Source organism: Bacillus sp. PK6-025 (assembly GCF_056530265.1).
In genome coordinates, this window is the sequence record NZ_CP096509.1 from 3317992 (window position 1) to 3342473 (window position 24482).

The 24482-nt window shown below is 45.2% G+C and carries 25 protein-coding genes and 1 tRNA gene; 7 read left to right on the forward strand and 19 right to left on the reverse strand.

Annotation, left to right across the window (positions count from 1 at the left end):
- Nucleotides 1-30: 30 nt before the first annotated feature.
- A complete protein-coding gene (locus M1D67_RS17025; protein WP_020452714.1) occupies nt 31-1239 on the reverse strand; it encodes an iron-containing alcohol dehydrogenase in 1209 nt (402 codons plus the stop codon).
- 17 nt (nt 1240-1256) lie between these two features.
- Nucleotides 1257-2729 carry a betaine-aldehyde dehydrogenase gene (gene betB / locus M1D67_RS17030; RefSeq protein WP_023856011.1) on the reverse strand — a complete coding sequence of 491 codons (1473 nt, stop codon included), beginning with the start codon at nt 2727-2729 and terminating at the stop codon, nt 1257-1259.
- A gap of 321 nt (nt 2730-3050) precedes the next feature.
- On the opposite strand from betB, the gene cudC reads away from it, so the two are divergent.
- Together cudC and M1D67_RS17040 are read left to right on the forward strand one after the other, a co-directional pair.
- A complete protein-coding gene (cudC, locus tag M1D67_RS17035) occupies nt 3051-3605 on the forward strand; it encodes a choline uptake/conversion transcriptional regulator CudC (protein ID WP_023856013.1) in 555 nt (184 codons plus the stop codon).
- Nucleotides 3606-3725: 120 nt separating this feature from the next.
- Complete coding sequence (locus tag M1D67_RS17040) at nt 3726-5354, forward strand: high affinity choline transporter 1 (protein WP_479831404.1); 1629 nt, start codon at nt 3726-3728, stop codon at nt 5352-5354.
- Between the two features lie 44 nt (nt 5355-5398).
- Here M1D67_RS17040 and M1D67_RS17045 read toward each other — a convergent pair whose 3' ends face one another.
- Nucleotides 5399-6316 carry a class I SAM-dependent methyltransferase gene (locus M1D67_RS17045; protein ID WP_023856015.1) on the reverse strand — a complete coding sequence of 306 codons (918 nt, stop codon included), beginning with the start codon at nt 6314-6316 and terminating at the stop codon, nt 5399-5401.
- Nucleotides 6317-6492: 176 nt separating this feature from the next.
- Complete coding sequence (gene alr / locus M1D67_RS17050; protein WP_020452719.1) at nt 6493-7674, reverse strand: alanine racemase; 1182 nt, start codon at nt 7672-7674, stop codon at nt 6493-6495.
- Between the two features lie 324 nt (nt 7675-7998).
- Between alr and M1D67_RS17055 the strand changes: the two genes are divergently transcribed.
- Nucleotides 7999-9180 carry an oxalate decarboxylase family bicupin gene (locus tag M1D67_RS17055; RefSeq protein WP_457982519.1) on the forward strand — a complete coding sequence of 394 codons (1182 nt, stop codon included), beginning with the start codon at nt 7999-8001 and terminating at the stop codon, nt 9178-9180.
- A 74-nt stretch (nt 9181-9254) separates the two neighbouring features.
- On the opposite strand, the gene M1D67_RS17060 is transcribed toward M1D67_RS17055, so the two are convergent.
- The 8 genes from M1D67_RS17060 to M1D67_RS17095 all read right to left on the reverse strand — a co-directional run bounded on the left by M1D67_RS17060 (nt 9255) and on the right by M1D67_RS17095 (nt 14566).
- Nucleotides 9255-9327: transfer RNA gene (locus M1D67_RS17060), tRNA-Ala, on the reverse strand.
- A 115-nt stretch (nt 9328-9442) separates the two neighbouring features.
- Entirely contained in the window at nt 9443-10429 is a 987-nt protein-coding gene (locus tag M1D67_RS17065) for an ADP-ribosylglycohydrolase family protein (protein ID WP_328038193.1), read from the reverse strand.
- Between the two features lie 98 nt (nt 10430-10527).
- The gene (locus M1D67_RS17070) at nt 10528-11166 is read right to left on the reverse strand and encodes a hypothetical protein (RefSeq protein ID WP_101561531.1); all 639 of its coding nucleotides are present in this window, start codon (nt 11164-11166) and stop codon (nt 10528-10530) included.
- Between the two features lie 5 nt (nt 11167-11171).
- Nucleotides 11172-12773, reverse strand: coding sequence for a glycohydrolase toxin TNT-related protein (locus tag M1D67_RS17075; RefSeq protein WP_479831405.1), 1602 nt, complete (start codon nt 12771-12773; stop codon nt 11172-11174).
- A 19-nt stretch (nt 12774-12792) separates the two neighbouring features.
- Entirely contained in the window at nt 12793-13116 is a 324-nt protein-coding gene (locus M1D67_RS17080) for a hypothetical protein (RefSeq protein WP_003184717.1), read from the reverse strand.
- Entirely contained in the window at nt 13113-13820 is a 708-nt protein-coding gene (locus tag M1D67_RS17085; protein ID WP_309539486.1) for a DUF5081 family protein, read from the reverse strand. The genes M1D67_RS17080 and M1D67_RS17085 overlap by 4 nt, the downstream gene beginning before the upstream one ends.
- A 17-nt stretch (nt 13821-13837) precedes the next feature.
- Nucleotides 13838-14188: a WXG100 family type VII secretion target gene (locus M1D67_RS17090; RefSeq protein ID WP_020452734.1), complete on the reverse strand. Its 351-nt coding sequence runs from the start codon at nt 14186-14188 to the stop codon at nt 13838-13840.
- Between the two features lie 18 nt (nt 14189-14206).
- Nucleotides 14207-14566, reverse strand: a complete 360-nt coding sequence (locus tag M1D67_RS17095) for a hypothetical protein (protein ID WP_023856112.1) — start codon at nt 14564-14566, stop codon at nt 14207-14209.
- Between the two features lie 292 nt (nt 14567-14858).
- Here M1D67_RS17095 and M1D67_RS17100 point away from each other — a divergent pair, with 292 nt between their 5' ends.
- Together M1D67_RS17100 and M1D67_RS17105 are read left to right on the forward strand one after the other, a co-directional pair.
- Complete coding sequence (locus M1D67_RS17100) at nt 14859-15068, forward strand: zinc ribbon domain-containing protein (RefSeq protein ID WP_003184724.1); 210 nt, start codon at nt 14859-14861, stop codon at nt 15066-15068.
- A gap of 22 nt (nt 15069-15090) precedes the next feature.
- Nucleotides 15091-15264, forward strand: coding sequence for a hypothetical protein (locus M1D67_RS17105; RefSeq protein WP_020452736.1), 174 nt, complete (start codon nt 15091-15093; stop codon nt 15262-15264).
- Nucleotides 15265-15284: 20 nt separating this feature from the next.
- On the opposite strand, the gene M1D67_RS17110 is transcribed toward M1D67_RS17105, so the two are convergent.
- Together M1D67_RS17110 and M1D67_RS17115 are read right to left on the reverse strand one after the other, a co-directional pair.
- Complete coding sequence (locus M1D67_RS17110) at nt 15285-16766, reverse strand: alkaline phosphatase family protein (protein ID WP_101561530.1); 1482 nt, start codon at nt 16764-16766, stop codon at nt 15285-15287.
- A gap of 16 nt (nt 16767-16782) precedes the next feature.
- Nucleotides 16783-17916, reverse strand: a complete 1134-nt coding sequence (locus tag M1D67_RS17115) for an MGDG synthase family glycosyltransferase (protein WP_025809682.1) — start codon at nt 17914-17916, stop codon at nt 16783-16785.
- A gap of 99 nt (nt 17917-18015) precedes the next feature.
- Here M1D67_RS17115 and M1D67_RS17120 point away from each other — a divergent pair, with 99 nt between their 5' ends.
- Nucleotides 18016-18564, forward strand: a complete 549-nt coding sequence (locus tag M1D67_RS17120) for a YkoP family protein (protein ID WP_023856115.1) — start codon at nt 18016-18018, stop codon at nt 18562-18564.
- 46 nt (nt 18565-18610) lie between these two features.
- On the opposite strand, the gene M1D67_RS17125 is transcribed toward M1D67_RS17120, so the two are convergent.
- The 3 genes from M1D67_RS17125 to M1D67_RS17135 all read right to left on the reverse strand — a co-directional run bounded on the left by M1D67_RS17125 (nt 18611) and on the right by M1D67_RS17135 (nt 21611).
- Complete coding sequence (locus M1D67_RS17125; RefSeq protein ID WP_479831406.1) at nt 18611-19426, reverse strand: metallophosphoesterase; 816 nt, start codon at nt 19424-19426, stop codon at nt 18611-18613.
- A gap of 126 nt (nt 19427-19552) precedes the next feature.
- The gene (locus M1D67_RS17130) at nt 19553-20383 is read right to left on the reverse strand and encodes an undecaprenyl-diphosphate phosphatase (protein ID WP_023856116.1); all 831 of its coding nucleotides are present in this window, start codon (nt 20381-20383) and stop codon (nt 19553-19555) included.
- Between the two features lie 82 nt (nt 20384-20465).
- A complete protein-coding gene (locus M1D67_RS17135) occupies nt 20466-21611 on the reverse strand; it encodes an AI-2E family transporter (RefSeq protein ID WP_025809685.1) in 1146 nt (381 codons plus the stop codon).
- A gap of 212 nt (nt 21612-21823) precedes the next feature.
- Between M1D67_RS17135 and M1D67_RS17140 the strand changes: the two genes are divergently transcribed.
- Nucleotides 21824-22810 (forward strand): Gfo/Idh/MocA family protein, encoded by a 987-nt coding sequence (locus M1D67_RS17140; RefSeq protein WP_479831407.1) that lies wholly within the window; start codon nt 21824-21826, stop codon nt 22808-22810.
- A 44-nt stretch (nt 22811-22854) separates the two neighbouring features.
- Here the strand turns inward: M1D67_RS17140 and M1D67_RS17145 are convergent, their stop codons facing one another.
- Nucleotides 22855-23379 carry a type 1 glutamine amidotransferase domain-containing protein gene (locus tag M1D67_RS17145; protein ID WP_025809689.1) on the reverse strand — a complete coding sequence of 175 codons (525 nt, stop codon included), beginning with the start codon at nt 23377-23379 and terminating at the stop codon, nt 22855-22857.
- A 131-nt stretch (nt 23380-23510) separates the two neighbouring features.
- Nucleotides 23511-24461: a methyl-accepting chemotaxis protein gene (locus tag M1D67_RS17150; RefSeq protein ID WP_404841434.1), complete on the reverse strand. Its 951-nt coding sequence runs from the start codon at nt 24459-24461 to the stop codon at nt 23511-23513.
- Nucleotides 24462-24482: the final 21 nt, after the last annotated feature.

A 24482-nucleotide genomic window follows, 5' to 3' on the forward strand; every position in this document is an offset into this window, starting at 1 on the left:
GCGTTCACACAGCGGGATTCATGCATTTCTTTATACAGTTTTCGGGGTTAGATTAAAGCAGCGTTTGTAAATCCAATTGTACGCTTTTTCGTTCAGGTCTCTCGGGTTTCCGACCGTTTGCGGATCTTTCATCGCTTCTTTTGAAAGGCGGTCGATCATGTCAGGTGATACGCCTTGCTCTTCAAGACTAGGAATCTCCAAGTCTTCCACAAGCTGATACATCCAGTTCACTGCAGCTTTAGCCGCTTCCACTGTAGACATGCCGCTTGTGTCAATGCCGAACGCTTTTGCAATGCGGGCAAATTTTTCAGGGTAGCCTTTCCAGTTGTATTCCATTACAGGACCCATCATCGCCGCCACACATTGGCCGTGCGCGACAGGAATGATTCCTCCGAGCGTCTGGCTCATCGCGTGAGCAGCGCCTGCAGATTCGCTTCCGTAAGAAAGGCCTGCAAGCATAGCCGCCTGCGCCATGCCGTATCTCGCTTCAAGATCTTCCCCATCGGCAAACGCTCTGCGGATGTAATGTGCGCCGTATTCGATGGCAAGAAGGGCCACCGCGTCAGTTATCGGCTGAGCAAATTTCATCGTATAGCACTCGATGGCGTGAGCCAAAGCGTCAACGCCGGTCATCGCTGTGACGTGCGGAGGCATTGATACATGCAATTCAGGATCGATAACTGTCAAGTGAGCAGCAATCAGCGGGCCGCCCGTATTGAATTTAAATTCACGCTCTTCATCTGTGATAACCGCCCATTGTGTAACTTCTGAGCCGGTTCCGGCAGTCGTCGGGATCGTTGTAAGCGGAGGAATCCGGTTTTCAAGAGGCTTCTTTCCTTCTGCCGCTTCATAGTCAAGAACCGAGCCTTCATGAGTGGCTTCGACTCCGATCGCTTTCGCCGTATCCATTGAGCTTCCGCCGCCGACTGCTACAAGGCCGTCGCAATTTTCTTCAGCATACAGTTTGGAACCTTCAGCGACAAGACGGACAGGCGGATTCGGCTCGACTTTATTAAAGACGACAACTTCAACGCCTGCTTCCTGAAGGGATTCAACGACCGGGTTTGTTACACCTGCTTTGTAGATGCCGGGGTCTGTGACAAGCAGTGCTTTTGAAACGCCAAGTTTTTTCACTTCTTCACCCACATGTTTAACGGCTCCGATTCCGTGCTTAATGACGGTCGGGATTTCAAACGTGTGGAATTTGTTCATCGCTTCTACTTTCATATTTAAAGTCATGAATAATCTCCTCCTTCTTATGCTTTAAACCAATTGACAGCCGCCGGTTTCGTATTGCGGTAGACGTGCTTCACTTCTGTGTATTCTTCAAGGCCCATGCGGCCAAGTTCGCGGCCGATGCCTGATTGCTTGTAACCTCCCCAAGGCGCTTGTGCGAAATAAGGGTGGAAGTCATTGATCCAGACGGTTCCCATGCGCAGTTTGGCAGCGACGCGTTCCGCTTTTTCGATGTCTTTTGACCAAACGGCGCCGGCAAGGCCGTAAATCGTATCGTTTGCAAGTGAGACAACTTCTTCTTCTGTTTTGAATGTTTCAACTGTTAATACAGGACCGAATACTTCTTCCTGAACGATTCTCATATCTGATGTACAGCCCGAGAAGATTGTCGGCAGATAGAAGAAGCCATTTGCAAGTTCAGGGTCCTCCGGACGCTTTCCGCCTGTTTCCAGCTTGGCGCCTTCTTGCAGGCCAATTTCTACATATTTTTCAATTTTGCTGCGGTGCTCAGCTGAAATGAGCGGACCGCTCTGTGTCTCCTCGTGGAATCCGTTACCAAGTTTGATTTTTTTCGCACGCTTGACAAGCTCTGCGACAAACTCGTCATGAATGGATTCTTCAACGAGAAGACGAGCACCCGCGGAGCAAACCTGTCCTGCGTGGAAGAATACCGCATTCAGCGCCTGGTCAACCGCTACGTCAAAATCTGCGTCTTTAAACACAATATTCGGATTTTTTCCGCCAAGCTCAAGCGCAATTTTTTTCACATTCGTACTTGCAGCCTGCATGATTTTCTTTCCGGTTTCAATTCCGCCGGTGAAGGAAATTAAGTCGACGTCTGTATTTCTGGCAAGTTCATCGCCGACAGTGGCTCCGGGGCCGAGAACAAGGTTAGCAACCCCTTTAGGCACACCGGCTTCTTCCATCAGCTTGAAGATCTTAATGGTTGTCAGCGGTGTGATTTCACTTGGTTTGACAACGATCGTGTTGCCCGCTGCCAAAGCCGGAGCGATTTTCCAGCTAGCCTGCAGAAGCGGATAGTTCCATGGTGTGATCTGCCCGCAGACACCGACCGGCTCCCTGACAATTTCGCTTTTAGAATCGGGAATCGGTGAAGAAATGACTTCTCCGCCATCTTTATCCGCAAGCCCTGCATAATATTGAAATACGTTTGCAATATCATCCATATCGGCTCTGCTTTCTTCAAGCGTCTTGCCGGTGTCAAGCGATTCAAGCTCTGCCAGCTCTTCGTGGTCGCGTCTGATCAGTTCGGCGATCTTTAATACGATGTTGCCTCGTTCAAGACCCGGCGTATTCGCCCACTCGCCGTCGTCAAAGGCGCGGCGCGCTGCGGCAATCGCCCGAACAGCGTCTTCTCTGTCTCCTTCACTGACGGTTTCAATATGCTCTTGATTGTAAGGATTGATAATTTGGCGGGTTTCGCCTTTTTTGGCGCCCACCCACTTTCCGTCAATGAAAAGTGTTTGACTCATAAAAGCAGCCTCCTCATTACGCAAAGTTTGTTAAATAAAAATTTAACGTTTTGAACACTTTGAATTTATCATGTGCCATTTTTTGTGTCAAAGAAAATCAGGCTGATTATTTTTTTTGAATTTTATATGAACGCAGTACTCACACGGGCTGAGGCCATTTGAAAAAAAATTTTGATTTTGACATTTGAATTTCTTTCGTTAAGATAAAGAACATACAGAAATAACTTAACAAACTTAACGCGGATTTCAGATTAATCCCCGTTTTTCCGGGGCATTGAATCTGCAATGCTGATGTTCCGCTCCTGTGAAAGGAGGCAAGTAATGGACAATCCCCGTGATCTTTCAGCAAAAGAAGCGATCGCACAGGCAAAAGATCTTGTCATTGATTCAATCGCAGAAACGATGGATCTGTACGGCATTACCCGGAGTGCGGGTATTTTGTACGGAACCATGTACCTTTCGGATGAAATGACACTGGACGAAATGCGGGAAGAACTGCAAATGAGCAAGCCCAGCATGAGCACAAGCGTAAAAAAACTCCAAGACTTAAACGTCGTCAAAAAGACATTCCATAGAGGAAGAAGAAAACACAGCTTTGTTGCTGAAAAGGATTTCTTCAAATTTTTCACAAGCTTTTTCCCGCAAAAATGGGAAAGGGAAGTCAAAGTGAATCTCATGGCCATTCAAGACGCTCAAAAAGCATTGGAGGACATCGTCGAAAGCGATGGGCTTGACGAAAGTATAAAAGAAGAAGCGAGAACTCTTTATGACCAGTTGGAACAGTCAAAACCGTATTATGACTGGCTGCTGAGACTCGCGAAATCTGTCCAATCCGGAGAGATTTTTGAGTTTATACCGATTGATAACAAGGAATAAAAAGGTTTTATCCGCTCTGAAGTCAGCAGTTTGCATACTTCCCAGAGTGGCGCAAAACCTTTTTTCACATTTTAATTTCAAGAAAATTCGAAAAATTATTACCGGAGGCGATGTGCATACATGAATTATGCTGAGAAGAAAAAAAACTGGATCAAATTAGGTATTTTTGTGTTGTTTGCGGGAGGCTTACTCGCGTATATCGGCATTTCGAATGCAGACATTCATTGGGGCGGCTTTATCTCCATGATGATATTCTTTGCTTTCACCTATTATTTAGGCGCTTTTTACGCAGCAAAGAAATCAAATTCTTTTTCTGATATGATCGTGGCAAAAAGGAGCATGCCGTTTTTCGTCGGAATGGTGACGATGGCCGCAACATGGGTCGGCGGCGGATATATTAACGGAACGGCCGAATCGGCTTACAGCGACGGTCTCATCTGGGCACAGGCGCCTTGGGGCTACGCATTAAGCCTGATTATCGGCGGTATTTTCTTCGCCAGAAAAATGCGCCGTCATCGATTTATGACCATTATCGATCCTCTCGAACAGCGCTTCGGTAAGCGGATGGCCGGTGTTTTATATATACCGGCGCTGTTAGGAGAATTGTTTTGGAGCGCCGCGATCTTAACGGCATTGGGCACGACTTTCGGAATGATTCTGAATATCGATTTCCAAACGTCGATTATTCTTTCGGCGATGATCGCCATCGCTTATACGGTGGCCGGAGGCATGTGGGCAGTCGCTTTCACAGATGTCTTCCAAATGATCATCATTTTGCTCGGGCTGTTTTTAGTCGTCCCATTTGTGTTGTCAAATGTCGGTTCATTCGATATCGTATGGGCAAATTACAGACACGATTTCGGAAGCAGCGCCAATCTGTTTCCGCCGTTGGACGGCTGGAAAAATCCTGAATGGGGAAACCTGTTTTGGAACTGGTGGGATAATGCGCTCCTCTTAATTTTCGGTGGTATCGCATGGCAGGTGTACTTTCAGCGCGTTCTTTCGGCAAAATCGGAAAACGCCGCCATGTGGCAGTCGATTATTGCCGGAGTGATCTGTATCATTGCCGCCATTCCGTGCGTGATCATCGGAGCTGCCGGAAACAGTGCGGATTGGAGCTTGTTCGGAGCGAGCGCTCCGGATAACCCGGCGATGATTTTGCCGCAAACGCTTGCGTATTTAACGCCGGGAATTATCGCTGGCCTCGGTTTGGGTGCAATTGCAGCTGCCGTTATGTCAAGCATGGACTCATCGATTCTATCGGCATCATCAATGGCCGCATGGAATATTTACCGTCCGCTGATCAAGCCGAAGGCCACCCAAAAACAGCTGCAAAAAGTCGTCAAACGCTCAATCATTTTGTTCGGCGCGGGAGCAGCGATCATCGCGCTGAATGTCAAAAGCGTTTATACTTTATGGTATTTGGCATCGGATTTAGTTTATTGCATTCTTTTTCCCCAGTTAACAATGGCCCTCTTTTATAAAAGAGCAAACCTGTACGGGTCAATTTCCGGATTTGCAGTTGCGGTCATTCTGAGGCTGGGCGGCGGTGAACCCGCATTCGGCATCCCGCCGCTTCTACCGTATCCGATGATTGAAGACGGCACAGTCCTCTTTCCTTTCCGGACGCTGGCTGCGGTTACAGCATTTATGACGATCTTCGCTGTGTCCGGATTGACGCAGCGCAAATGCCCTCCTAAACAGCTTGTACTCCCCCAAGAAAAACAGAAAGACGATCGCGCGGCTTAAAATAGGAAAAACGCCCGGCCCCGGGCGTTTTTCTTGATTCGTGTTTAATTTTTCACGGCATGAATGTAGTGAATCGTTTCAAAGGCTGACAGATCATCTTTTCGATTTTTAAAATAACGCTCTTGAATATCCGACGGTGACAAATGCTCATAAACGAGCAGTCCGGATTGCTCCAGCATATGCTGGATTTCCTGATACGAATAGCATGACTTCATCGGTTCTCCGCCTGCCGCTGCCATTTTCACCATATTTTCCACCCTGTTGGAGAAACCTTTTTCTTTGAACAGGTTTTCATCCGCATAATCAAAAACGATCGAACTTCCTGAAGGAAGATCAGCCATTAATTGTCTCAGCAATTTTTCGGTTTCTTCCTTTGTTAAGTAGTAGGAAACGCCCAAAAAGCTAAAGAACGTTTTTTTGTTAAAATGAAAACCCTTATCAGCCAATTCTTGATAAGAAAATGCCTTGGCAAAGTCCAAAGGAATAAAATGAAGGTGGGCCGGGATGTGAAAACCTGCTTTGTCCAGCCTTTCCTTTTTCCATTTTTGTGTCGCCGGATGGTCAATTTCAAAGATATCAATTTTGCCTTTTAACTCCAGGTTCCGAAAACAAAAAGTATCCAGCCCTGCCCCAAGAATCACGTATTGTTCTGCTCCAAACCGAATCTCATGGTGCAGCACGCTTTCGCAATATGCGGCACGCGCGAGCGGCGTCGGAGAGAGCTGAATTTGTGTGACCCATTTTAATATTTCTTCATCGTCTCCCTCGTATTTTTCCGCTATATCTTTGTTGAAGAACTGTATACCTTGAATGAAACTGTTTTTAATATCAGAAAATTCTTGTTGGGAAATGAGCGTTTTGGCTAGATTGTCATCAAAAATTTTTGGTTCATCATATTGGCTGTGATAAGCTCTGCCAAAAGCCGAAATAAGAGACGTTACACTCGATTCATCTTTTTTCATGTCGTACACTCCTTCATCAAACGCAAAAAAAATAGGATTCTCCCGGCCAGGAGAATCCTATTATACACACCAATATTCAATTAGTAAATTATAGCATAAATAAATTTTTTTGTCAAGAATTTGCACTTTTCCTATTTTATCAATGATCGAGAAAACAGCCTGTGAGTATGGGAAAACTATACGTATAACAGCGGGGTCGACTTTTTAAAAATCTTGCCGTCTCTTATATAAAAGCGGGGGACGCGCCAGCTTATTGTAGATACCACTTCATAATTGATCGTATCAAGCATTTCCGCAACTTCATCAACGGAAATTTCAGCTCCCTTTTGCCGGCCGTAAATCACGACTTCCTCTCCTTGTTTACCTTCGCTCTCTCCCAGACTGACCATTATCATGTCCATTGTTACTCTTCCCGCCACCGGCACCCGTCTTCCGCGGTGTAGAATAAATCCGCGATTGGAAAGTTCACGGGAATAACCGTCAGCATAGCCGACCGGAATCGTGGCAATCACTTCCCCGCGCTCCGCAACATATGTAGCCCCATAACTAACGGTCCGCGGTTCTGTCAACATGGTTTTCACATAAGCGATGCGCGCCTTCAAGCTTAGTGCAGGCACAAGCTTAACGAGATTGAGCTGCCTGATGTAATCGGAAGGATATAATCCATACATTCCGATACCTAAGCGAATCATATCAGCGCTGAATTCCGGAAAAGCGATCGCCGCGGCCGTGTTGTTCATATGCACCGTAGGCAGCTTAAAGCCTTGTTCTTTCAGAAAGCGGAGAAAGCTGATAAACTTTTCGTGTTGAATCATGGTTAGCTCAGTATCCGGTTCGTCAGCTGTGGAAAAATGCGTGAAAATCCCTTCCCATCTGAGGTTTTCACTTGCCGCCAGCGCTTCCACAATTGCTAAAAGCCTTTCTTTTGTGCGTACACCTAAACGCCCCATGCCGGTATCCACATTGATATGAACAGACAGCCGGTCAGGGGTTGCTTCTGTTTCCAATATCTCGTTCGCTTCTTTAATCCAGTCAACTTGAAATGCTGATAACGATATATTCCAAGCTGCCGCTTCTTTCACACAGCTAAGCGGGGTGAAACCGAGCACAAGGATCGGTGCGTCAATCCCCGCTTTTCGCAAAACGACCGCTTCCTCCACCGAGGCAACGGCGAGCTCACTCGCGCCGTTTTCCAGTGCATGGCGTGCCACTTCCACCGAGCCGTGACCATAAGCGTTCGCTTTTACGACAGCCATAATCTTGCTCCTCTTCGGAATATGCCGCCGAAATGCGCGCAAATTTTTTTTAATCGCATCAAGGTTTACCTCTACCCAGACTTCCCGGCAAAGCTTTTTCATCAACGCTCCCTTCTTTCTTGTCACATAGTATTCATTCATGTAGCCGTTCGAAAATTGCCCGGATGCTTTCTATCTCATTCTTATTCAGCTTCGGGCGAAATCATTCAGTCAGTAATCGTTAGCGGTGGAAGGCAAACAGCAGGAGCCCGTGCCGTGCAGACTTTAAATCGAAGGTTTTCTTCTGCTGCCAAAGGAAATGCAAATCTGTCCATCTAGTTTTTTTAAAAGTGTCTTAAGAAGGCTCCGATTTTTTTCGATTTGATATATTTTAAGCGTCCCTGTCATAAATTTCGGTATACACGACCTGTGAAGGGAGCTTTTTACATGAAAAGAACAGCCGGGACTCCAGCTTGGTACAATCGCGTGCCTCATCCAATAAGACACGATGGTGCGGGCGCGACTGATTTTGGGCCCCGCGACGTGATGCGGGATTTAGAGAATCCCGACATGTTCGTTCCTCCAAAAACAGATGCCGGAGCAATCCCCAATTTAAAGTTTTCTTTTTCAGACACACATATGCAGTTAAATCATGGCGGCTGGTCGCGCGAAATAACTGTCCGGGAGCTGCCGGTATCAACGACGATTGCCGGCGTCAACATGCGGCTGACGCCAGGCGGGGTGCGCGAGCTGCATTGGCATAAGCAATCGGAATGGGCTTACATGATTTTGGGCCATGCGCGCATTACCGCCGTCGATCAGGACGGCCGAAACTTTATCGCCGATGTCGGCCCCGGGGATTTGTGGTTCTTTCCCGCCGGAATACCGCACTCGATTCAAGGGCTTGAGGACGGCTGCGAATTTCTCCTCGTTTTTGACGACGGGAACTTCTCCGAGTTCGATACCTTCACGATTACAGATTGGTTCGCACACACACCGAAAGATATTCTGGCCGCGAATTTCGGTGTACACGAAAGCGCCTTCGCCCGCATCCCCGACAAACAGCGATACATCTTCCAAGCAAAAGTGCCGGGACCGCTCGAAAACCAAAAAGTGCCCGACCCGTATGGAACCGTACCAAAAAGCTTCGCTTACAGGCTGTTTGCACAAAAGCCTATCGTAACACCCGGCGGAACGGTGCGAATTGTTGATTCTTCAAACTTTCCAATTTCGACAACGATCGCCGCCGCACTCGTCGAAGTCAAGCCCGGCGGAATGAGGGAAATGCATTGGCACCCGAACAACGATGAATGGCAGTACTATATCTCAGGAACCGGGCGAATGACAGTATTTGCGGCAAACGGGACTGCCCGCACCTTTAATTACCGGGCGGGGGATGTCGGATATGTCCCGTTTGCCATGGGACATTACATTCAAAATACAGGCAGCGAAAGCCTGTGGTTTTTAGAAATATTCAAAAGCAGCCGCTTTGCAGACATTTCATTAAATCAGTGGATGGCGCTGACTCCAAGAGAGCTGATTGAAGAGCATTTGCATGTAGGACCGGAGCTGATGAACGCTCTGCGAAAAGAAAAATGGCCAGTCGTCAAATACCGTACAGACAGATAGGCCATCACCCCGCAAAAATGGATCGCGTAAAAAAGGCAACAAAAAAACCCTTGAATGATCAAGGGTTTTAAAGATGGAGCATAGCGGGCTCGAACCGCTGACCTCTACACTGCCAGTGTAGCGCTCTCCCAGCTGAGCTAATGCCCCGTATATTTAAGACATGATTTATTATAGATGGATTTTTGGAGAAAAGCAAGCGGTTTTTAATGTGAGTAAGAAAATGCTCTGTCAGCCGGCATTTTCTTTTTCACCTAGACAAGCGCTATTGCTTTGATTTTTCAAAACAGAACTGAGTGAACCTTTCAGACAAATCCAGAATGTCATCTATCCTAGGCAAGGCAGTGATCCATTCTTCCGGGATGCTTTCCATTTGATCATACATTCCAGCCATTGTACCTGTAATAAAGGCAATTGTATCTGTGTCTTCCCCCAGGTTCACTGCTTCCAATACAGCATCAGAATAACGGTCTGAATTGAGGAAACACCACAATGCCGCTTCTAAAGAGTGCACAACATAGCCGTCTGACATGATGTTTTCTCTTTTAACACTCGCAATGTCATCATTAAGTATCCTCTTATACGAAGAAAACTCATTTTCATACTCGGTTCCTCTCAAATTCTCCAAACAAGAATGGACTGCTTGTTTATATGCCTCTTTAGGAGAATGATCAAACAAGTTTATTAAGAATTCTATATAAATGATACATCCTAGCGTAGATCGGGGATGACGATGTGTAATAAATGCCCACCTTTCGATCTCAGCTTGTCTTTTTGAAAAATCTGATTCGTTCCATAGCATAAAAGCCAACGGAGATATTCTCATCAATGCTCCGTTTCCATTATCAAACTCAGACGCTCCGCCGCATTGTTCAATTGGAACGCCCCTTTTGAAGCGCTCGATTGCATCATCAGTCGCTCTGCCAATATCAAACATGCTGCCGTATGGAGTCCAGTACCCTTCCCGATACGCAGCAAACTTTTTCATCAATTCGGTCTCATCTTTTTTTTCGATCAGATTCTCCATTAAACACAAAGTGAGTGATGTATCATCTGACCATGTCCCAGGCGGTTGATTATAAGTCCCGTACCCTATCATTCCAGTGATATTTAATTTTCTAGCTTTAAATTCCACAGGGACGCCCAGCGCATCACCGATAACCCCGCCAAGGATAGTGGAGTACAGTCTTTTTTTAAATTGTGAGATATGGTTATCATCGTTCCACTGAAACGATATTATTCTTCTTTTCATTTGGCACACCCGATTTGTTGATTCATCTTGAAAACGCATGGAGATCGATTTCCATGCGTTTTAGTTTTATTTGCTCTTCTTTTTTTAAACCCATTCAATTAATTATTAAAATAGTCACTAACTATTCTATCTAATTTGTCGTTTCCTTTTTCATTTTCAGAAAGATATTCTATAAAAAAATTATCAATTTCTTCATTTTTAAAATGACTAATATATAAGAACAATGTTTCCAAACTATGATTTGTTGTCCACTCTTTCAATTGTCTGCGTCCTATCTTAATCGAATCCTCTATAAAATAGTCATCCTTTATTTCCATTAATAATTCTAAAATAAAGTCTCTCTCATCCTGATTCTCTCCTTGCAATATCTCGCGCATTTCATCTTGACTCATTTCTTGTATATATATATCCTTTTTTGCCCTCCAAAAATCATCTAAGGAAGTACCATCTTCCTCATAAAACATGGACCAAAATCCACTATAAGAAATAAATTTATGAGTAAGCTTATACTCATCTTCTGCTATTTTTTTTTCAACATAATTAGAATTGTTGTTTGAGACAGTTTTAAAATATTTTGCTTCATATGGAATTACACTTCCGTAATCATCCTGAATTCTAAATGAGTTATAATTAATTTCTTCATCATTTTTTTTATACTCACATTCATAAACGGAATAGATTTTGTTTTGTGTTATATCAGGTAAACTATTGTCTCTTTCTATACACTTTACTCTCATTTTAATCACCTCAGTTTAGACGGTATAAAATTGTCATCTAAATCTATAATCCAAAATAAATCCTTCGAGTCTTTTCGTAAATCTTTTGGTTTCGGGATTTTCAATTTACTATCAAATGAGCTTACTTCACCAGTTCTTGAGTTTTGATAGTAATGTATCTTTCCCTCTCCAAACTCTGTTTTATATGAATATATCGATTCCATTTTCCACCAATCACTAATGTTCGAACCATCTTTAGTCAATATATCAACTGCCTTTTGATCCCATAAGTCGGCTCCATTAATTATTTTTTTTGAGTTGCTTATTATATCACCTTTTAATAATTCCTTTTTTAGTAGTTGATATGCATATACATCAATAGAAACTGGATTATATTTTTCCGAACTATTTGTTGTCTTAGCACCAGAAGAACTACTCCCTTTGCCGACTTTCCCAGCCTCAATCTCCTTCTCAACCCGCTGAATCGAATCCTGCATCTTCGCTTTCGACGCTTTATGGGCGTCGTTGACGTGGGCGGAGTAATTGGACCCTTTTCGGACGAGGGTGCCGCCGGCTCCTGCTTCTGCACCGCGGGCAATATCGCTCAAAGCGTCGGCGCTTTTGGCGAATTGTTTTTTGATGGCGAAGCCTGCGTCGTTGAGTCGGTCTTGAGCTTTCAGCCCATTCACCTTCATGCGGTTCGCCCAGATGTTTTTGCTGTCTTTAAAAGATTGTACCATATGTTCTGTTTTGCTTGAAATTTGGCCGATTGTGGCTGCGCTTTTAAATGTACCTTTTGCCGCGGCTGCCCCCGGGATGATGTCAAGGGCGCCGAACACGCCTCTTTCAACCCTTTCGTCTGTGTTTAACTCCCGTTGTGTCATCCAGTCTTTTCCGGTTGCGGCGCTCGAAATATTGGCTCCTCCGTAGGCGACGGCCACCGTGAGACCTGCCGGTGCACAAAAGATGGTGAGCACGATGATGCCTGCACCGGCCAGAAGATCCCGCCACAATTCCTGATTCTTTTGGACATCTCCGATTGATTCGTATTCAAATCCGCGGGAAGAGGCAATCGCTTTCATGTATTCTTCATACGATAATTCGATGTCGGGGTGGTTGATCTGGAATTCTTCAAATTCTTTGCTCAGTACGTGATCAAACGATTCCGAGTCTTTGAAGATATCATTTACGCTCACTTTCGCTTTGTCGGTTTCGACCGCTTGTTTGGACATGCCGTATCCGACGTAAGTGGTTTCCTTGGAGCCGATCCGGTTCGCGGTCGTGTAATTATGTATCGTCAGTCCGCGCATTTTTTCGGCGAACGCGTCTATTTTTTTATAAAAAGGGCTGTCAATGTGATCTTCCACCAAACTGCCGGCTTTCAGGCAAAAGTCAGCCAGCTTTTGATAATCCTTAAACAGTTCCTCGATCTTGCTTTTTTTGCTTGTGTGGGTAAAGCTGATCGACCTGTCGCTGTCCTTGTCTTTGATTTTGGATTCGATATCTTCCAAGAGATCGTTGAGTTTGATAAGGCCGGCTTTCATACCGCCGCCATATGGTCCGCCCGTCAGCGCATCGAGCCCGTCTTTCATGCCCTGCCATTCTTCCGGTACGTATTTCACATCCATTTAGATGATCGCCTCATTTCTATTTCTGAATCTTGTAGAGTTTTTGAAGCTCTTTATCTGTTTCATACATTTTCTCCATCGCATAACTGACAATGTGGGAAGCTATACAGTAATTATCAAACAGCTCCATCGTCTTCCCGAGAATATCCGCGTAGCTTTCAATCGCTTTTGATGCCTGTCCGGCTTTATAAAAATCGGATTCTGAAAGGTTTTTGATTTCTTTCTGAACCCCTTCTGTATAAATATCGCAGATGCTTTTCAGCTTATTGGAAATGGTGATCATTTCTTCAAACTCGAGATGGATGTTTGTACCGCCGCCTCCTGCTCCGCCTTCTGCATTCATAGCATCGCCCTCCCTGCTCTGAAATTGATGTGCAGTGCGTCATAGATCCGGTTGTTCATAATATAAAGGCTGATCCATTCATATCGATCATTTAAAGGATCAACCGAGATGAAATCTTCGCCTTTTGTAAAGTAAAGTGTTGTCGTCTGGAAACCGGTGTCTGCCGGTTTTTGCTGCGAGGCAAGCTTGAACGTTTCCACAGCAAGAACTTCTTTTTGATCAAGATCCATTGCCCTGACTTCGGCTTTTTCAGCGGCGCTCATCGGTTTTGTCAAAAAAGCGCGGTCTTGATCACGCGGCTCTCTTACTAAAAATGACACGTTGGAAATAAGCGATAAATAAACTTCGCGCTTTTCCAAATAATCTAATGTGTAGCCTTTGCCCTGGCTTCTTTCAGTCAGAGCGACAACGCGCTCCTCATCGTCCGGCAAAAATGCGCACATGACGTTATTAAAGCGCACGAATTCTTCGCTTTCTTGATATTGCTTCAGCAGCTTAATCAGAAAAAAAGCGGTCTTGGTCAGCTTGCCTTCCTTTAAAAGGATGCCTTTTTCAATCAGGCTCTCTTTTGCTTTTACTGCACAATCCGGCTCAGCCAAGGCCAGCTGTTCGCGTTCCGGAAGACCGAATATGTAGGTAACTCCGGCTGCTCCTGCTAAAACATAAAGTTCTGCCGCCGACAGCGTATCTGCTTTCACCTGCATGTCATTCTCCTTCCCTGTTATAAGTTTTTGATTTCCTGCACTTCACTGAGCTTTGAAAAATCGTCGATGTGCATTTGCAGTGCATCTAATGCAGCCGTATGATCTTTCAAGGCGTCTTTCATATCGGCATTCAATTCGATAATCAGCTCAAGGTAGCTTAAAAATGCGTCGCGGGTTTTTCCGCTCCATTTTCCGCTTTCAACATACGCTTTCAATTCCTTTGCTTTTTTCAGCGAGTCGCCAACATGTTTTTCGATCGCTTTCGCATGGGAATGCGCTTTTATTGTTCCATTATGTGAAATTTTCACAGTCTCTCCGCTTACTTTCGGATTGGCCGCTTGATAGTTGTAGTATCCATATCCGTCCATGACTCGGCTGTTCCTCCTCTACGCCTTTTTCTCTTCAGCTTCAGCTTTTGCTTTATAATACTCCCACTTGCTTTTCGCCTTCGACTTGGCGCTTTGAATGTCATCGACCATATCTTTAAAATGCTTGACCAATTCCTTCAGCTTGGCATCCTTTTCATGGCGTGTATCCTCAAATTCGTGGGAAGGGATTTTCAAGTCCGGGAGATTGCTGTTGTATGCTTTCAAACTTGCATCAACTTCTGCTAATTTCGTCTTAACATCGCTTTCTTTATCAGATAAAAAGTCGTATAAATTTTTATACTCGTCGCGTTTTCGTTCATTTTCCGTGTAGGATATGTGCAAAAAGTTGCCTACTGAATCCCAAAAACCTTCGCTCAAAGCAGCTTCCCCTTTCATTTATCCTAGTCAATAAAAACTATTTTCCTGTAGTGGATGATATTGTAATAGGTTTATCTTACAGGATGGTCCTAGGCGAATGAATAGGTTAAAAGGATTGTTTTTTCGACGAAAAAATAAAATAACCGGTCTTCGAGAGATTTTTATAAGCAAAAAGGATCAGTCCGTTTTCCCCTCTTTTCCGACCGGTCATTTCCTGAGAAATATTTTCTTTTGAAGAACATTCCATTATAATGAAGTTGGTTGGATTTTACATCATGAAAGGAGAAGCGCTATGCGTGAACATAAAGGATGTATCAAGTGCGGAAGTACAGATGCGGGGCAAAAAGAAATCGCGACGACCGGCACCGGCCTGTCAAAATTGTTCGATGTGCAGCATAACCGTTTTCTCGTCGTTTATTGCAAAAACTGCGGGTATTCGGAACTGTACAACAAACAATCTTCAACCGCCGGAAACATTCTCGACCTGTTCTTTGGAGGATGACGGCCCGAAAGGAGAAAGGGTTATGAGAGAAAAATACGGATTATTGATTGCCATATTTATTTTGGCTTTATGTGTGCACTCCAATATCGTCGTAGAACATGCACTCTTACAGGCGATCATAAAAACAGTCTCACTATTCGTGATGATCGCTTCGGCGCTTGCAGCATTTGTCAAAGGCATCAGACAGCCGTCATAATCACTGGGAGAGGGGGTTAGTCATTGCCCCGTTCCCAGTGATTTGACTAAATCGAGAATCCATCCTTTCACGTCGACAAGGCGATTGTATGCCGGCTTTGTATCGGTTCCGGTGATGATCATGGATACGAGGGAGTCCTGCTTGTGCAATGCACCGTGGCTGGCTCCTCCGACGTGCGTCGGCGACCCTTCGCCGATAAATTCGTATCCAGGCTTTGCATTGGCGATCAAAAAGTCGCCTTCATGCGAAAAAAATGAAGTGTACAGTCTGGCCAGCGCATCGGGAAACTTTCCGTATGTCATGCTGCTTTGCTCGACCGTCAAATCGAGAATGTTTACATCCCCTTCCAGCGTCCACGTTTGTCCAAATTCATCCGTGTATTTGCCTCCCGGCCGAAATGTGAGCTTCCCGTGCTGCTCCCCCGAAACGACCTCAATTGAATCCGTTTCATTTTTCCAGCCGATGATGTCGATCCTCTCGTCCTGTTGCAGAATATCCGCGATCCTCGTGAGCGGAAGCTTCGCTTTATCGAGCGAATAGATGAACGCCATTCTTTCGTTAACGGCAAGAACGATGTCGTCATCGTCCGCCACGCCTTTCTTTAATTTCACAATGCGAAAGGCGTCCAGAAGGCTTCTCAAATCAATCAATGCTTCTTTTTTATTGCCGCTGATCCAGGCCTGTCCGTTATCCCCCATCACGATCCAAATGTGATCCTTTAAAGCGGCTTCCCATGACGGAAAGCTGTCTAAAATCTTTTGAACATGCCGGTCTGCTTTCGCGACCCCTGCTGCGTCGTTTCTCCCGTGTTTATGTACGTGCTGGTCGAGATCGGGAAAATAGACGAGTGCAAGAGGCGGCACTTTGTTTGTTTTGATCAGATGAACCAATTCATTCGCAGAAAACCGGTCATTAAAGCCGAATTTTTTGAAAAGCGAGCGGTTTGCCGGATTCACTTTGGAAAAACCGCCGTACGAGAACAGCTGGGACGTGTTGATTTTGACTGATTGGTTTAATCCGGAAATTATTGAAAAAAGAAAAGGAACCTGTAAATAGCCGTCCCGGCTCCCCCTGTGCAAAAGTGCATTGATCGAGCACGTTTCAATTCCTTTTTCATCAAGCTCTTCGTGAAGCGTCTTCACCTGTTGGCTTAAATGAACCTGATTCAAATTGTAAAAGACGTCTCTGGAGGATTGTTTGATGCCTAATTTCAGAAGCTCTCGAATATGGCTGCCATAATTGATGATCCGTTTTTCCTTCGCGTTGTACCACACAAGACCCGGAACTTTATGGCGGTCGCTGCTCGCCCCTGTAAGCAATGTGCTGTCAACATTGACGGACATCGTCGGAAAAGGGCTGATCATATCAGGGACATAGCGCCCGTTTTCCAGAAAATATCGCAGACCAGGAGCCTGTCCGGTTTTCACGGCTTCTTGAAGCGATTCATCCATTAATGAATCAATCAGCAACATGACGACTGATTTCTTGCGGCTCTCAGACATCGTTCTTCCTCCTTCCTTATACGTGAGCATTCCCTAAACCGCTCCGGTTATGAATGATCCCGTCTAAAATGTCGCTGATATCCCGGTCCGATTTTTCACGCAAATATTGACCAACGCTCATTTGATAGCGTCTGATGTCTTCTTCCGAACGGAAAAAGGAGAGCAGCTGCTGTTCAATCGGCTCCTGTTTTTGCTGATTCAGTTCAATGACAAGGTTTTTCTTTTTCAGAATATCGAGATTCATCTCTTCCTGTCCGGGCAGCGCATGGTAGATAAATATCGGAAGCTGTTTTTCAATGCACTCGCTGATCGTGACGCCGCCGGGCTTCGTCATGATGCCCGACGCCTCCTCGTATAAACGGTTCATTTCTGCTTTGCTTTCGATATAAGGCAGCGCTGTAATGTATGGATTGTTTAAATCATGAACATACCGGTAGAGCTTTCGGTTTTTTCCGCATAGTATTTGGTATGCGACATCCCCATTCGGCGACAGCTCCTGCACAAGCTTAAAAATGCCGCCCACCCCCATGCTTCCGCCGGTTATGAGGATGTTGCACACCGCTTTTTTGTCCCCGTTCTGCCCAGGCTTTCTCTCCATTTTATAGGAACGATGCACGGGTATTCCGGTCAAAAAAATCTTCTCTTCATCAACGCCTTCTGCGATCAGCTGTTCTTTGATGTCTTTGATCGGCGCAAAATGATAATCAATCTTTTCTCTTCCCCAAATTCGGTTGACGAAAAAATCGGTATAGACATTGACCACTTTCATGTCGGGAAATCGGCCTTTTAAGCGGTTCAGCAAATAGGAGGGCAATGCATGCGTACAGAACACGATATCAGGCTTTTTTTCCGCAATGATCTGCTGCATATCCTTCAAAAAGATCAGCTCGTACAAGAGGTGGCGCTTTGCGGTTTGATGGCGCCCGCACGCCAGGAGATGATAGACCGAGCTGTAGACTTTCGGAAAATACTGAATCCATGACAAATACGCCGCAGAAGAGGCTTTTTCAAGCCGCCGATAAGCATGTGAAAAAATGTCGATTTTTTCACATTGATGGGATTTGAGAAGCAGTTCTGCCTGCAGTGAATCGGCAACGTGATGATGACCGGTGGAAATGCTTAAAAAAGGGAAAATCAGAATCTTTGTCATCTCCATCCTCCATTTCAGAAGAAAAATGTTTTCCATTTATATTTTTCAAATATCCAGCCAAAATATAAGTGTATTTTTTCAGGAAAGGAAAGTGGCGACTTGAGAAACTGTTTTTTGTCGATTTGGAGTGTAATTGACCCGTTTTATTATTTTTTTTCAAGACTGACACTCATTGATCAAACGAAATCGAGCATTTTTCGCGTCCGTCTCACAAGGTACAAAGGGATCGATGTGGTGTTAAACGATGGGACGGTTATTAAGAAGAACGATGTTCTGATCAAAATTCATCTGCATAATATTAAGCTGATCAAAGAGCTTCAAAATATTGAGAGCGCTGTCAGAAGAGGCATCCTCATTTATCAAAAGGCGTACTTTTCAATGCCGATCCTGGCCGAATATGTTAAAAACCATCACCGGACAGACCAAATCAAAGGCATCATCGGCATTACGACGCTGCATAAAGGCGTTGAAAGGCTCGGTTTTGAAGCCGTTGAGCCCGCAAACCAGTTTTACAGAGTCTTTAAAAAACTGACGCAGATTCCGATTTTATATTTAACAACAAAGCAATTTTCTCTTCGTAAAATTCCTCCTTCCCAATATTTGTTTATCTCGAAAGAAAAATTGTTCAAGTCCTATCTGCAGAAATAACAAAAAAAAGAGACTGATCCCTCAAAACAGGAACAGCCTCTTCTTTTTATGAAATGTGATGGAACGTCATTTCCGGACGGCTTCCAATGCGGATATTCGCTCCCGTCTGGCCCAATCCCTCGCTGATATAAAACGGTTTGTCATGATGATAGTGAAGACCTTTAATCATATTCATTCGCACAAGCTTTCCCATCTTCAGAAGATGATAAGGCTTCGGCCAATGAATCTGACCGCCGTGAAAGTGCCCTGACAGAAGATAGTCAAAGTGAAATTCCTGCATATCAAGCACAACGTTCGGATCATGCGTCAATACAAGGTTGTACCCTTCCTTCAGCTCTTTATATGAAGCGGCAATATCGCTTCGCTTCGTGCTGTAATCATCAATCCCGATAATGTTGAGTGCCTCACCGTCCACTTCAATCGAGACATGCTGATTTCGAAGGGTGATGCATCCGTTATCTTCCAGCACACGTTTCAGCTTCCGAAAGTGTTCACCTTTCAATACGTAGTCATGGTTGCCGAATACAGCGTACATCCCGTATGCCGGCTTTAGTTTTTGCAAAGCTTTTAAGTAGTTTGCAAGCTTTGGTATATTTCGTTTCCTATCAAGAAAATCTCCTGTTAAAGCAATGAGATCCACTCGTTTTTTATTGGCAAGTTCAAGAATCTGTTCAGGTGAAATCGAAATGTTTTCTAAATGAAGATCAGACAGATGAAGAATGTTCAGCTTTTTCTTTAAAGCGGGAGCCTGGACGCGCTCGACCGAAATCGTGTTGACTTTCACATCTTTTGTATTGTGGTTCGCTTTATAAAAAATAGGCATTAAACCTAAGATAATCAATAGACATGCGATAATAAACATTTCAATATCTCCTCCCTCTTACTAGTATAGTAAGTTGGCAGGCAATTTTATAGTGGGAAATAATAGGATATCATTCTTTTTACCTATAATAAAAACCGATTTCCAGCTGGAAATCGGTTCGTAATTTTACAGAAACAAAATGAACAGAAGAAGCCCTAAAATGATGCGATAGATGGCAAACGGGACAAGCTTGATCTTATTGATCAGCCTGAGGAAAAAGCGGACGACAAAAAGAGCGACAATAAAAGCGCTGATAAACCCTGTAATAAAGAAAGGAAACAGGTCTGCACTTAAATATGCCCAGTTTTTAATTAAAGAGAGCAGGCTGGCTCCCATCATGATCGGAATCGCCATGATGAAGGTGAAATCGGCGGCCGCTCTGTGGTTCAAGCCGAGAATAACACCGCCCGAAATCGTCGAACCCGAGCGCGAGAAGCCCGGCCAGAGCGCCAGACATTGAAACAGCCCCATACCGAGCGCCTGCTTATACGTCATCCGGTCAACCGAATCTGTCGTCTCCGTGCGCCGGTTAATCCAGTCGGCCCCGAGCATCAGCACCGCGCCGGCGATGAGACCGACCGCAACGGTGTGTACGGAAAACAGGTACTGATCAATATAGTCTTCGAATAAAAAGCCGAGCACAGCGGCGGGAACAAGTCCTACAGCGATTTGGGCAATGGAAAGGCGGTTTCCCGATTTCTGCTCTTCCGTCATGTTTTTCTTTACACCTAAGAGGTTGAGAATCCGGTCTTTAAATACGATGGCGACAGCGAGGATGGAGCCGAGTTGAATCACGACTTTAAAGGTATTCGCCGCCTCCGGCGTGAGCAGTTCTTTCGATTTCAGCCAGACGTCGTCAACAATGATCATATGCCCTGTTGACGAAACAGGGGCATATTCTGTTAATCCTTCAACAATTCCAAGTATGATGGCGACAAAAATATCCCAAATGTTCATATGTCATTCCTTTCGCTTCATAAAACTTGTCCTCTAATAAACTATTTATATCGCCTTTAAAAGCCGATTATGCAAGCGGGATTCAGACTTCTTCGTTTTTTTCATAAAGGTGTGAACGCTGTTTAAACCATTCAAACAAATGCGTGACCACCACTTTGATGACCGCGTATCCGGGGATGGCGAGAATGACGCCGATCACGCCGAACAGCTTGGCTGCCGTCAGCAGCACAAAGATGATTGTTACCGGATGGATGTGCAGGTTTTTTCCCATAATTTGCGGCGAAATAAATTTTCCTTCAAACAGCTGCACCACAGTCCAAACGATGATCAGCTTCACAAGCATAAACGGGGAAGTAACCAGGGCAATAATGATTGCCGGCGTGATCGCAATCGTCGGTCCGAGATACGGAACGATGCTCGTACACGCCGCCACAAGGGCCAATAGAGAAGCGTAATCAAGACCGATGATCATATATCCGATAAACAATAGGCAGCCGATACAGAAGCTGACGATGATCTGCCCCCTGATATACGAACTGAGCCGGTGATTCATCTCGGACATCATCACATACGTCTGTTCCCGCAAGCGGACCGGTACGAGCTTCAAAATAAAGAGCGGCAGTTTTTTACCATCTTTCAATAAGTAAAACAGGATAAACGGCACGGTCACAATCGAAATCACAACTTCTGTCACGGCGCCTATGAACGTTCCCACTCCGGTAAATGTGCTGTTTAAAATAGTGGTGGCCTGATCGGATAATTTGCTTGCCAAATCGGTCAGATTGATGTTCAGCGTCTGCTGGACCTGATTAAAAAACTGGCTTCCGATCAGCTGTTTAATTTGGTCTTCCACAATGTGGACATACCTTGGGAAATTATCGACAAGGCTTGTGATCTGTTCCCTTAACAGCGGGATAACGGAGACGATCGAAATCGTGATCAGACCGATGATTACGATATAGAGAAGAAGAATTGAATAAATCCTTTTCACATTTTTCCGCTCTAGAAAATCAACGATCGGATTTAACAAATAATATACGACACCTGTCAGCACGACAGGCAGGGCGATGGTTTCCACAAGAACGATGAAAGGCGTGAAAATAAACGATGCTTTTGTAAATACAAGGATGTTCAATCCGATCAAGAGCAGAACGAGCAGAAACAAAACGAATTTATTGTCTAAAAAAAACTTCTTAAATCTGCCGCCCCACATATTCAAAGAGTCCATGGCGATCCTCCATTAACATTGGTTTTATACATTAAATTGTACACTATTACTCCTCATACTAAAAATAAAACCATTGCTATTGGTCTTTTTTTCCGCTTGCAAATGTTTATTGATGATATACATATACGCCGGTGTTTCCGGCTTTTTGTCTTTCGCCGGCAAAAGAAAACACTGTATAATAAACATATCCTACAGCGAAAGGGGAAAATAGCATGATACGGTTCGGGGTAGTCGGAACAAATTGGATCACCGACCGGTTTCTTGAAGCGGCCCGTTTGGTCGGCGATTTTCAATTAACCGCGGTATATTCAAGGAGCGGGGAGCGCGGACGTGAATTCGCGCAAAAATACGGGGCAGAGGCGGTTTTTACCGATATCAGCGAAATGGCTGTGAGCGATGTTATTGATGCGGTATATATCGCAAGTCCCAACTCTTTACATAAAGAACAGGCCGTCACATTCATGAAAAGCGGAAAGCACGTCCTGTGCGAAAAACCGCTTGCGTCCCATGTCAAAGAAGCGGAAGAAATGGTAAAAACAGCGCAGGAACACCGCGTGACATTTATGGAAGCGATGAAAACGACATTTCTTCCGAATTTTAAAAACATCGAACGCAACCTGCACAAAATCGGCAAAGTCCGCCGTTTTACAGCAAGCTACTGTCAATACTCTTCCCGCTATGACGCCTATAGAAACGGAACCATCTTAAACGCATTTAACCCGGCTTTATCGAACGGTTCCCTGATGGATATCGGCGTCTATTGCGTCCATCCCGCGATCGTCCTGTTCGGCAAGCCCCTCGAAGTAAAAGCAAACGGGCTGATCCTTGAGTCGGGGGCGGACGGTGAAGGAACAGTGCTGTTAAAATACAAGGAGCATGAAGCTGTTTTGATGCACTCGAAAATCTCCAATTCCTTCACTCCTGCTGAAATTCAAGGGGAGGAAGGCTCTATCGTCATTGATAAAATCCACCGACCTGGAAAAGTCGACATCCGCTATCGGGACGGACGAGTTGAACATCTTACGCTGCCGGATGACAAACCGGCCATGTTTTATGAAACAGAGGAATTCATTCATTTAATTAAACAAGGGCGGATCGAGTCTTCGCTTAACACATTTGAACGCTCTATCAACACCTTGGCTGTCATGGATGAAGCCCGCAAACAGATCGGTCTCGTTTTCCCCGCTGATCAAAAATAACAAATGAGCCGCCTCGATTCGAATGAACGGGCGGCTCATTTGTTTTAGGATTGCGCCAAAAGATCGGCAAAGGCTTTGACATAGATCGGCAGGTCCGGCGGGCGGCGGCTTGACACGATATGACCGTCGACGACCGCTGCTTCATTTACCCATACCGCTCCGGCATTTTCCATATCGTCTTTGATCCCAGGTGTGCTTGTGACCTTCCTGCCTTCCAATATTCCTGCGGAAATCAGCACCCAGCCGGCATGGCAGATTTGCCCGATGGGCTTCTTCCTTTCGTTGAACCACCGAATCATCTCCAGTACCTCGGGATATCTTCTGAGCTTGTCAGGCGCCCAGCCTCCCGGAACCAGAACTGCGTCGTATTCCTCAATATTCACACTTTTCAGCTCATAATCAGAGACAGCAGGTACGCCGTATTTGCCCTTATATTCATGATCCGCTTTTTCGCCAATGAGGTGTACGATCGCGCCTTCTTCCCTCAGCCTTAAAACTGGATACCACAGTTCTAAATCTTCGAAGTCATCGCTGACAAGCGCGATCACTTTCTTGCCTTCCAGTCGCATGATTTATCCCTCCTGTACAACCAGTGTACGATAAATGACAGTCTGTTTAAACCTATTTATCCCCTTCCCCGTCCCTTTTTAAAAATGCTTTTCCCGCGTAAAAGGCTGCCGGATCGCCGGCAGGCTGATGTTTAGTCAATCTTAAATTTTTTCGTCAAATCGCGCAGTTCTTCAGCCATTTGTTCAAGCGTAGCCGCAGAAGAACTGATTTCTTCCATTGAAGCGAGCTGTTCTTCAGCCGAAGCGGCGATGTCTTGAATGCTTCCTGAGCTTTCACGCGATACGTCTGCAATTTCTTCAACCGCTCCCGCGACATGCTGTGACCCTTCTGACAGCTCTTCAACTGCCGCATTCATCGTCTGCAGCTTGCCCGCGATTTCGTTTGTCATGTCATAAATCTGCTTAAAGCTTGTATCTGTTTCGTCTGTGATGGTAAGTCCCGACTGTACTTCACGGTTGACGTCCTGGAACATGTCCAGCGACTTTCCGATCTCATTGACGATTTCCTGAATGAGCGCTTCGATTTCTTTTGCCGATGAGGCGGATTGCTCAGCCAGTTTGCGCACTTCTTCAGCCACTACTGAAAACCCTCTCCCGGCTTCACCGGCTCTTGCGGCTTCAATTGCAGCGTTCAACGCGAGCAAATTCGTCTGATCTGCGATGCCGTTGATCACCCGCAGGATTGCCGTAATGTCTTTTGACTTGCTTTCAAGTCCTTTCACGACGGATTCTGCCTGTTTAACGGAATGATCGATGGAATTCATTTGTCCGACCGTTTTTTGAACAAGCTCTCCGCCTGTACCGGCAATGTCTGTCGATTGAATGGATGATTCTGTAATCGATGCTGAAACTTTGGACATTTCATGCAATTGGCTGTTCATGTCAGCCAGCTGCTGTGCACTGACTTCCACTTTCTCGTTTTGGCTTTCGTTTCCGTTTGAAAATTGTTCGATCGCAGATGTAATATGTTCTGTCGCCTTGCTTGTCTGATCCGCGCTCGCGGTCAGCTGCTCTGACGAAGAAGCGACGTTTTCAACTGATGTCTGAATGACGCTGATTAAAGAGCTCAGCGATTCGGCCATTTCGTTGAAGCTTGATCCGAG

Excerpts from the sequence above, each read along its gene's own strand:
- alr (WP_020452719.1), bottom strand. The coding sequence starts at position 7,674 with ATGAAAAAGCTTTGCCGGGAAGTCTGGGTAGAGGTAAACCTTGATGCG.
- M1D67_RS17105 (WP_020452736.1), top strand. The coding sequence starts at position 15,091 with ATGAGAGAAAAATACGGATTATTGATTGCCATATTTATTTTGGCTTTA.
- M1D67_RS17065 (WP_328038193.1), bottom strand. The coding sequence starts at position 10,429 with ATGAAAAGAAGAATAATATCGTTTCAGTGGAACGATGATAACCATATC.
- M1D67_RS17135 (WP_025809685.1), bottom strand. The coding sequence starts at position 21,611 with ATGGACTCTTTGAATATGTGGGGCGGCAGATTTAAGAAGTTTTTTTTA.
- M1D67_RS17130 (WP_023856116.1), bottom strand. The coding sequence starts at position 20,383 with ATGAACATTTGGGATATTTTTGTCGCCATCATACTTGGAATTGTTGAA.
- M1D67_RS17145 (WP_025809689.1), bottom strand. The coding sequence starts at position 23,379 with ATGCGACTGGAAGGCAAGAAAGTGATCGCGCTTGTCAGCGATGACTTC.
- M1D67_RS17080 (WP_003184717.1), bottom strand. The coding sequence starts at position 13,116 with ATGAATGCAGAAGGCGGAGCAGGAGGCGGCGGTACAAACATCCATCTC.
- M1D67_RS17025 (WP_020452714.1), bottom strand. The coding sequence starts at position 1,239 with ATGACTTTAAATATGAAAGTAGAAGCGATGAACAAATTCCACACGTTT.
- M1D67_RS17085 (WP_309539486.1), bottom strand. The coding sequence starts at position 13,820 with ATGCAGGTGAAAGCAGATACGCTGTCGGCGGCAGAACTTTATGTTTTA.
- M1D67_RS17075 (WP_479831405.1), bottom strand. The coding sequence starts at position 12,773 with ATGGATGTGAAATACGTACCGGAAGAATGGCAGGGCATGAAAGACGGG.
- M1D67_RS17110 (WP_101561530.1), bottom strand. The coding sequence starts at position 16,766 with ATGTCTGAGAGCCGCAAGAAATCAGTCGTCATGTTGCTGATTGATTCA.
- M1D67_RS17070 (WP_101561531.1), bottom strand. The coding sequence starts at position 11,166 with ATGAGAGTAAAGTGTATAGAAAGAGACAATAGTTTACCTGATATAACA.
- M1D67_RS17150 (WP_404841434.1), bottom strand. The coding sequence starts at position 24,461 with ATGGCCGAATCGCTGAGCTCTTTAATCAGCGTCATTCAGACATCAGTT.
- betB (WP_023856011.1), bottom strand. The coding sequence starts at position 2,729 with ATGAGTCAAACACTTTTCATTGACGGAAAGTGGGTGGGCGCCAAAAAA.
- M1D67_RS17140 (WP_479831407.1), top strand. The coding sequence starts at position 21,824 with ATGATACGGTTCGGGGTAGTCGGAACAAATTGGATCACCGACCGGTTT.
- M1D67_RS17115 (WP_025809682.1), bottom strand. The coding sequence starts at position 17,916 with ATGACAAAGATTCTGATTTTCCCTTTTTTAAGCATTTCCACCGGTCAT.
- M1D67_RS17125 (WP_479831406.1), bottom strand. The coding sequence starts at position 19,426 with ATGTTTATTATCGCATGTCTATTGATTATCTTAGGTTTAATGCCTATT.
- M1D67_RS17040 (WP_479831404.1), top strand. The coding sequence starts at position 3,726 with ATGAATTATGCTGAGAAGAAAAAAAACTGGATCAAATTAGGTATTTTT.
- cudC (WP_023856013.1), top strand. The coding sequence starts at position 3,051 with ATGGACAATCCCCGTGATCTTTCAGCAAAAGAAGCGATCGCACAGGCA.
- M1D67_RS17090 (WP_020452734.1), bottom strand. The coding sequence starts at position 14,188 with ATGGACGGATATGGATACTACAACTATCAAGCGGCCAATCCGAAAGTA.
- M1D67_RS17045 (WP_023856015.1), bottom strand. The coding sequence starts at position 6,316 with ATGAAAAAAGATGAATCGAGTGTAACGTCTCTTATTTCGGCTTTTGGC.
- M1D67_RS17055 (WP_457982519.1), top strand. The coding sequence starts at position 7,999 with ATGAAAAGAACAGCCGGGACTCCAGCTTGGTACAATCGCGTGCCTCAT.
- M1D67_RS17100 (WP_003184724.1), top strand. The coding sequence starts at position 14,859 with ATGCGTGAACATAAAGGATGTATCAAGTGCGGAAGTACAGATGCGGGG.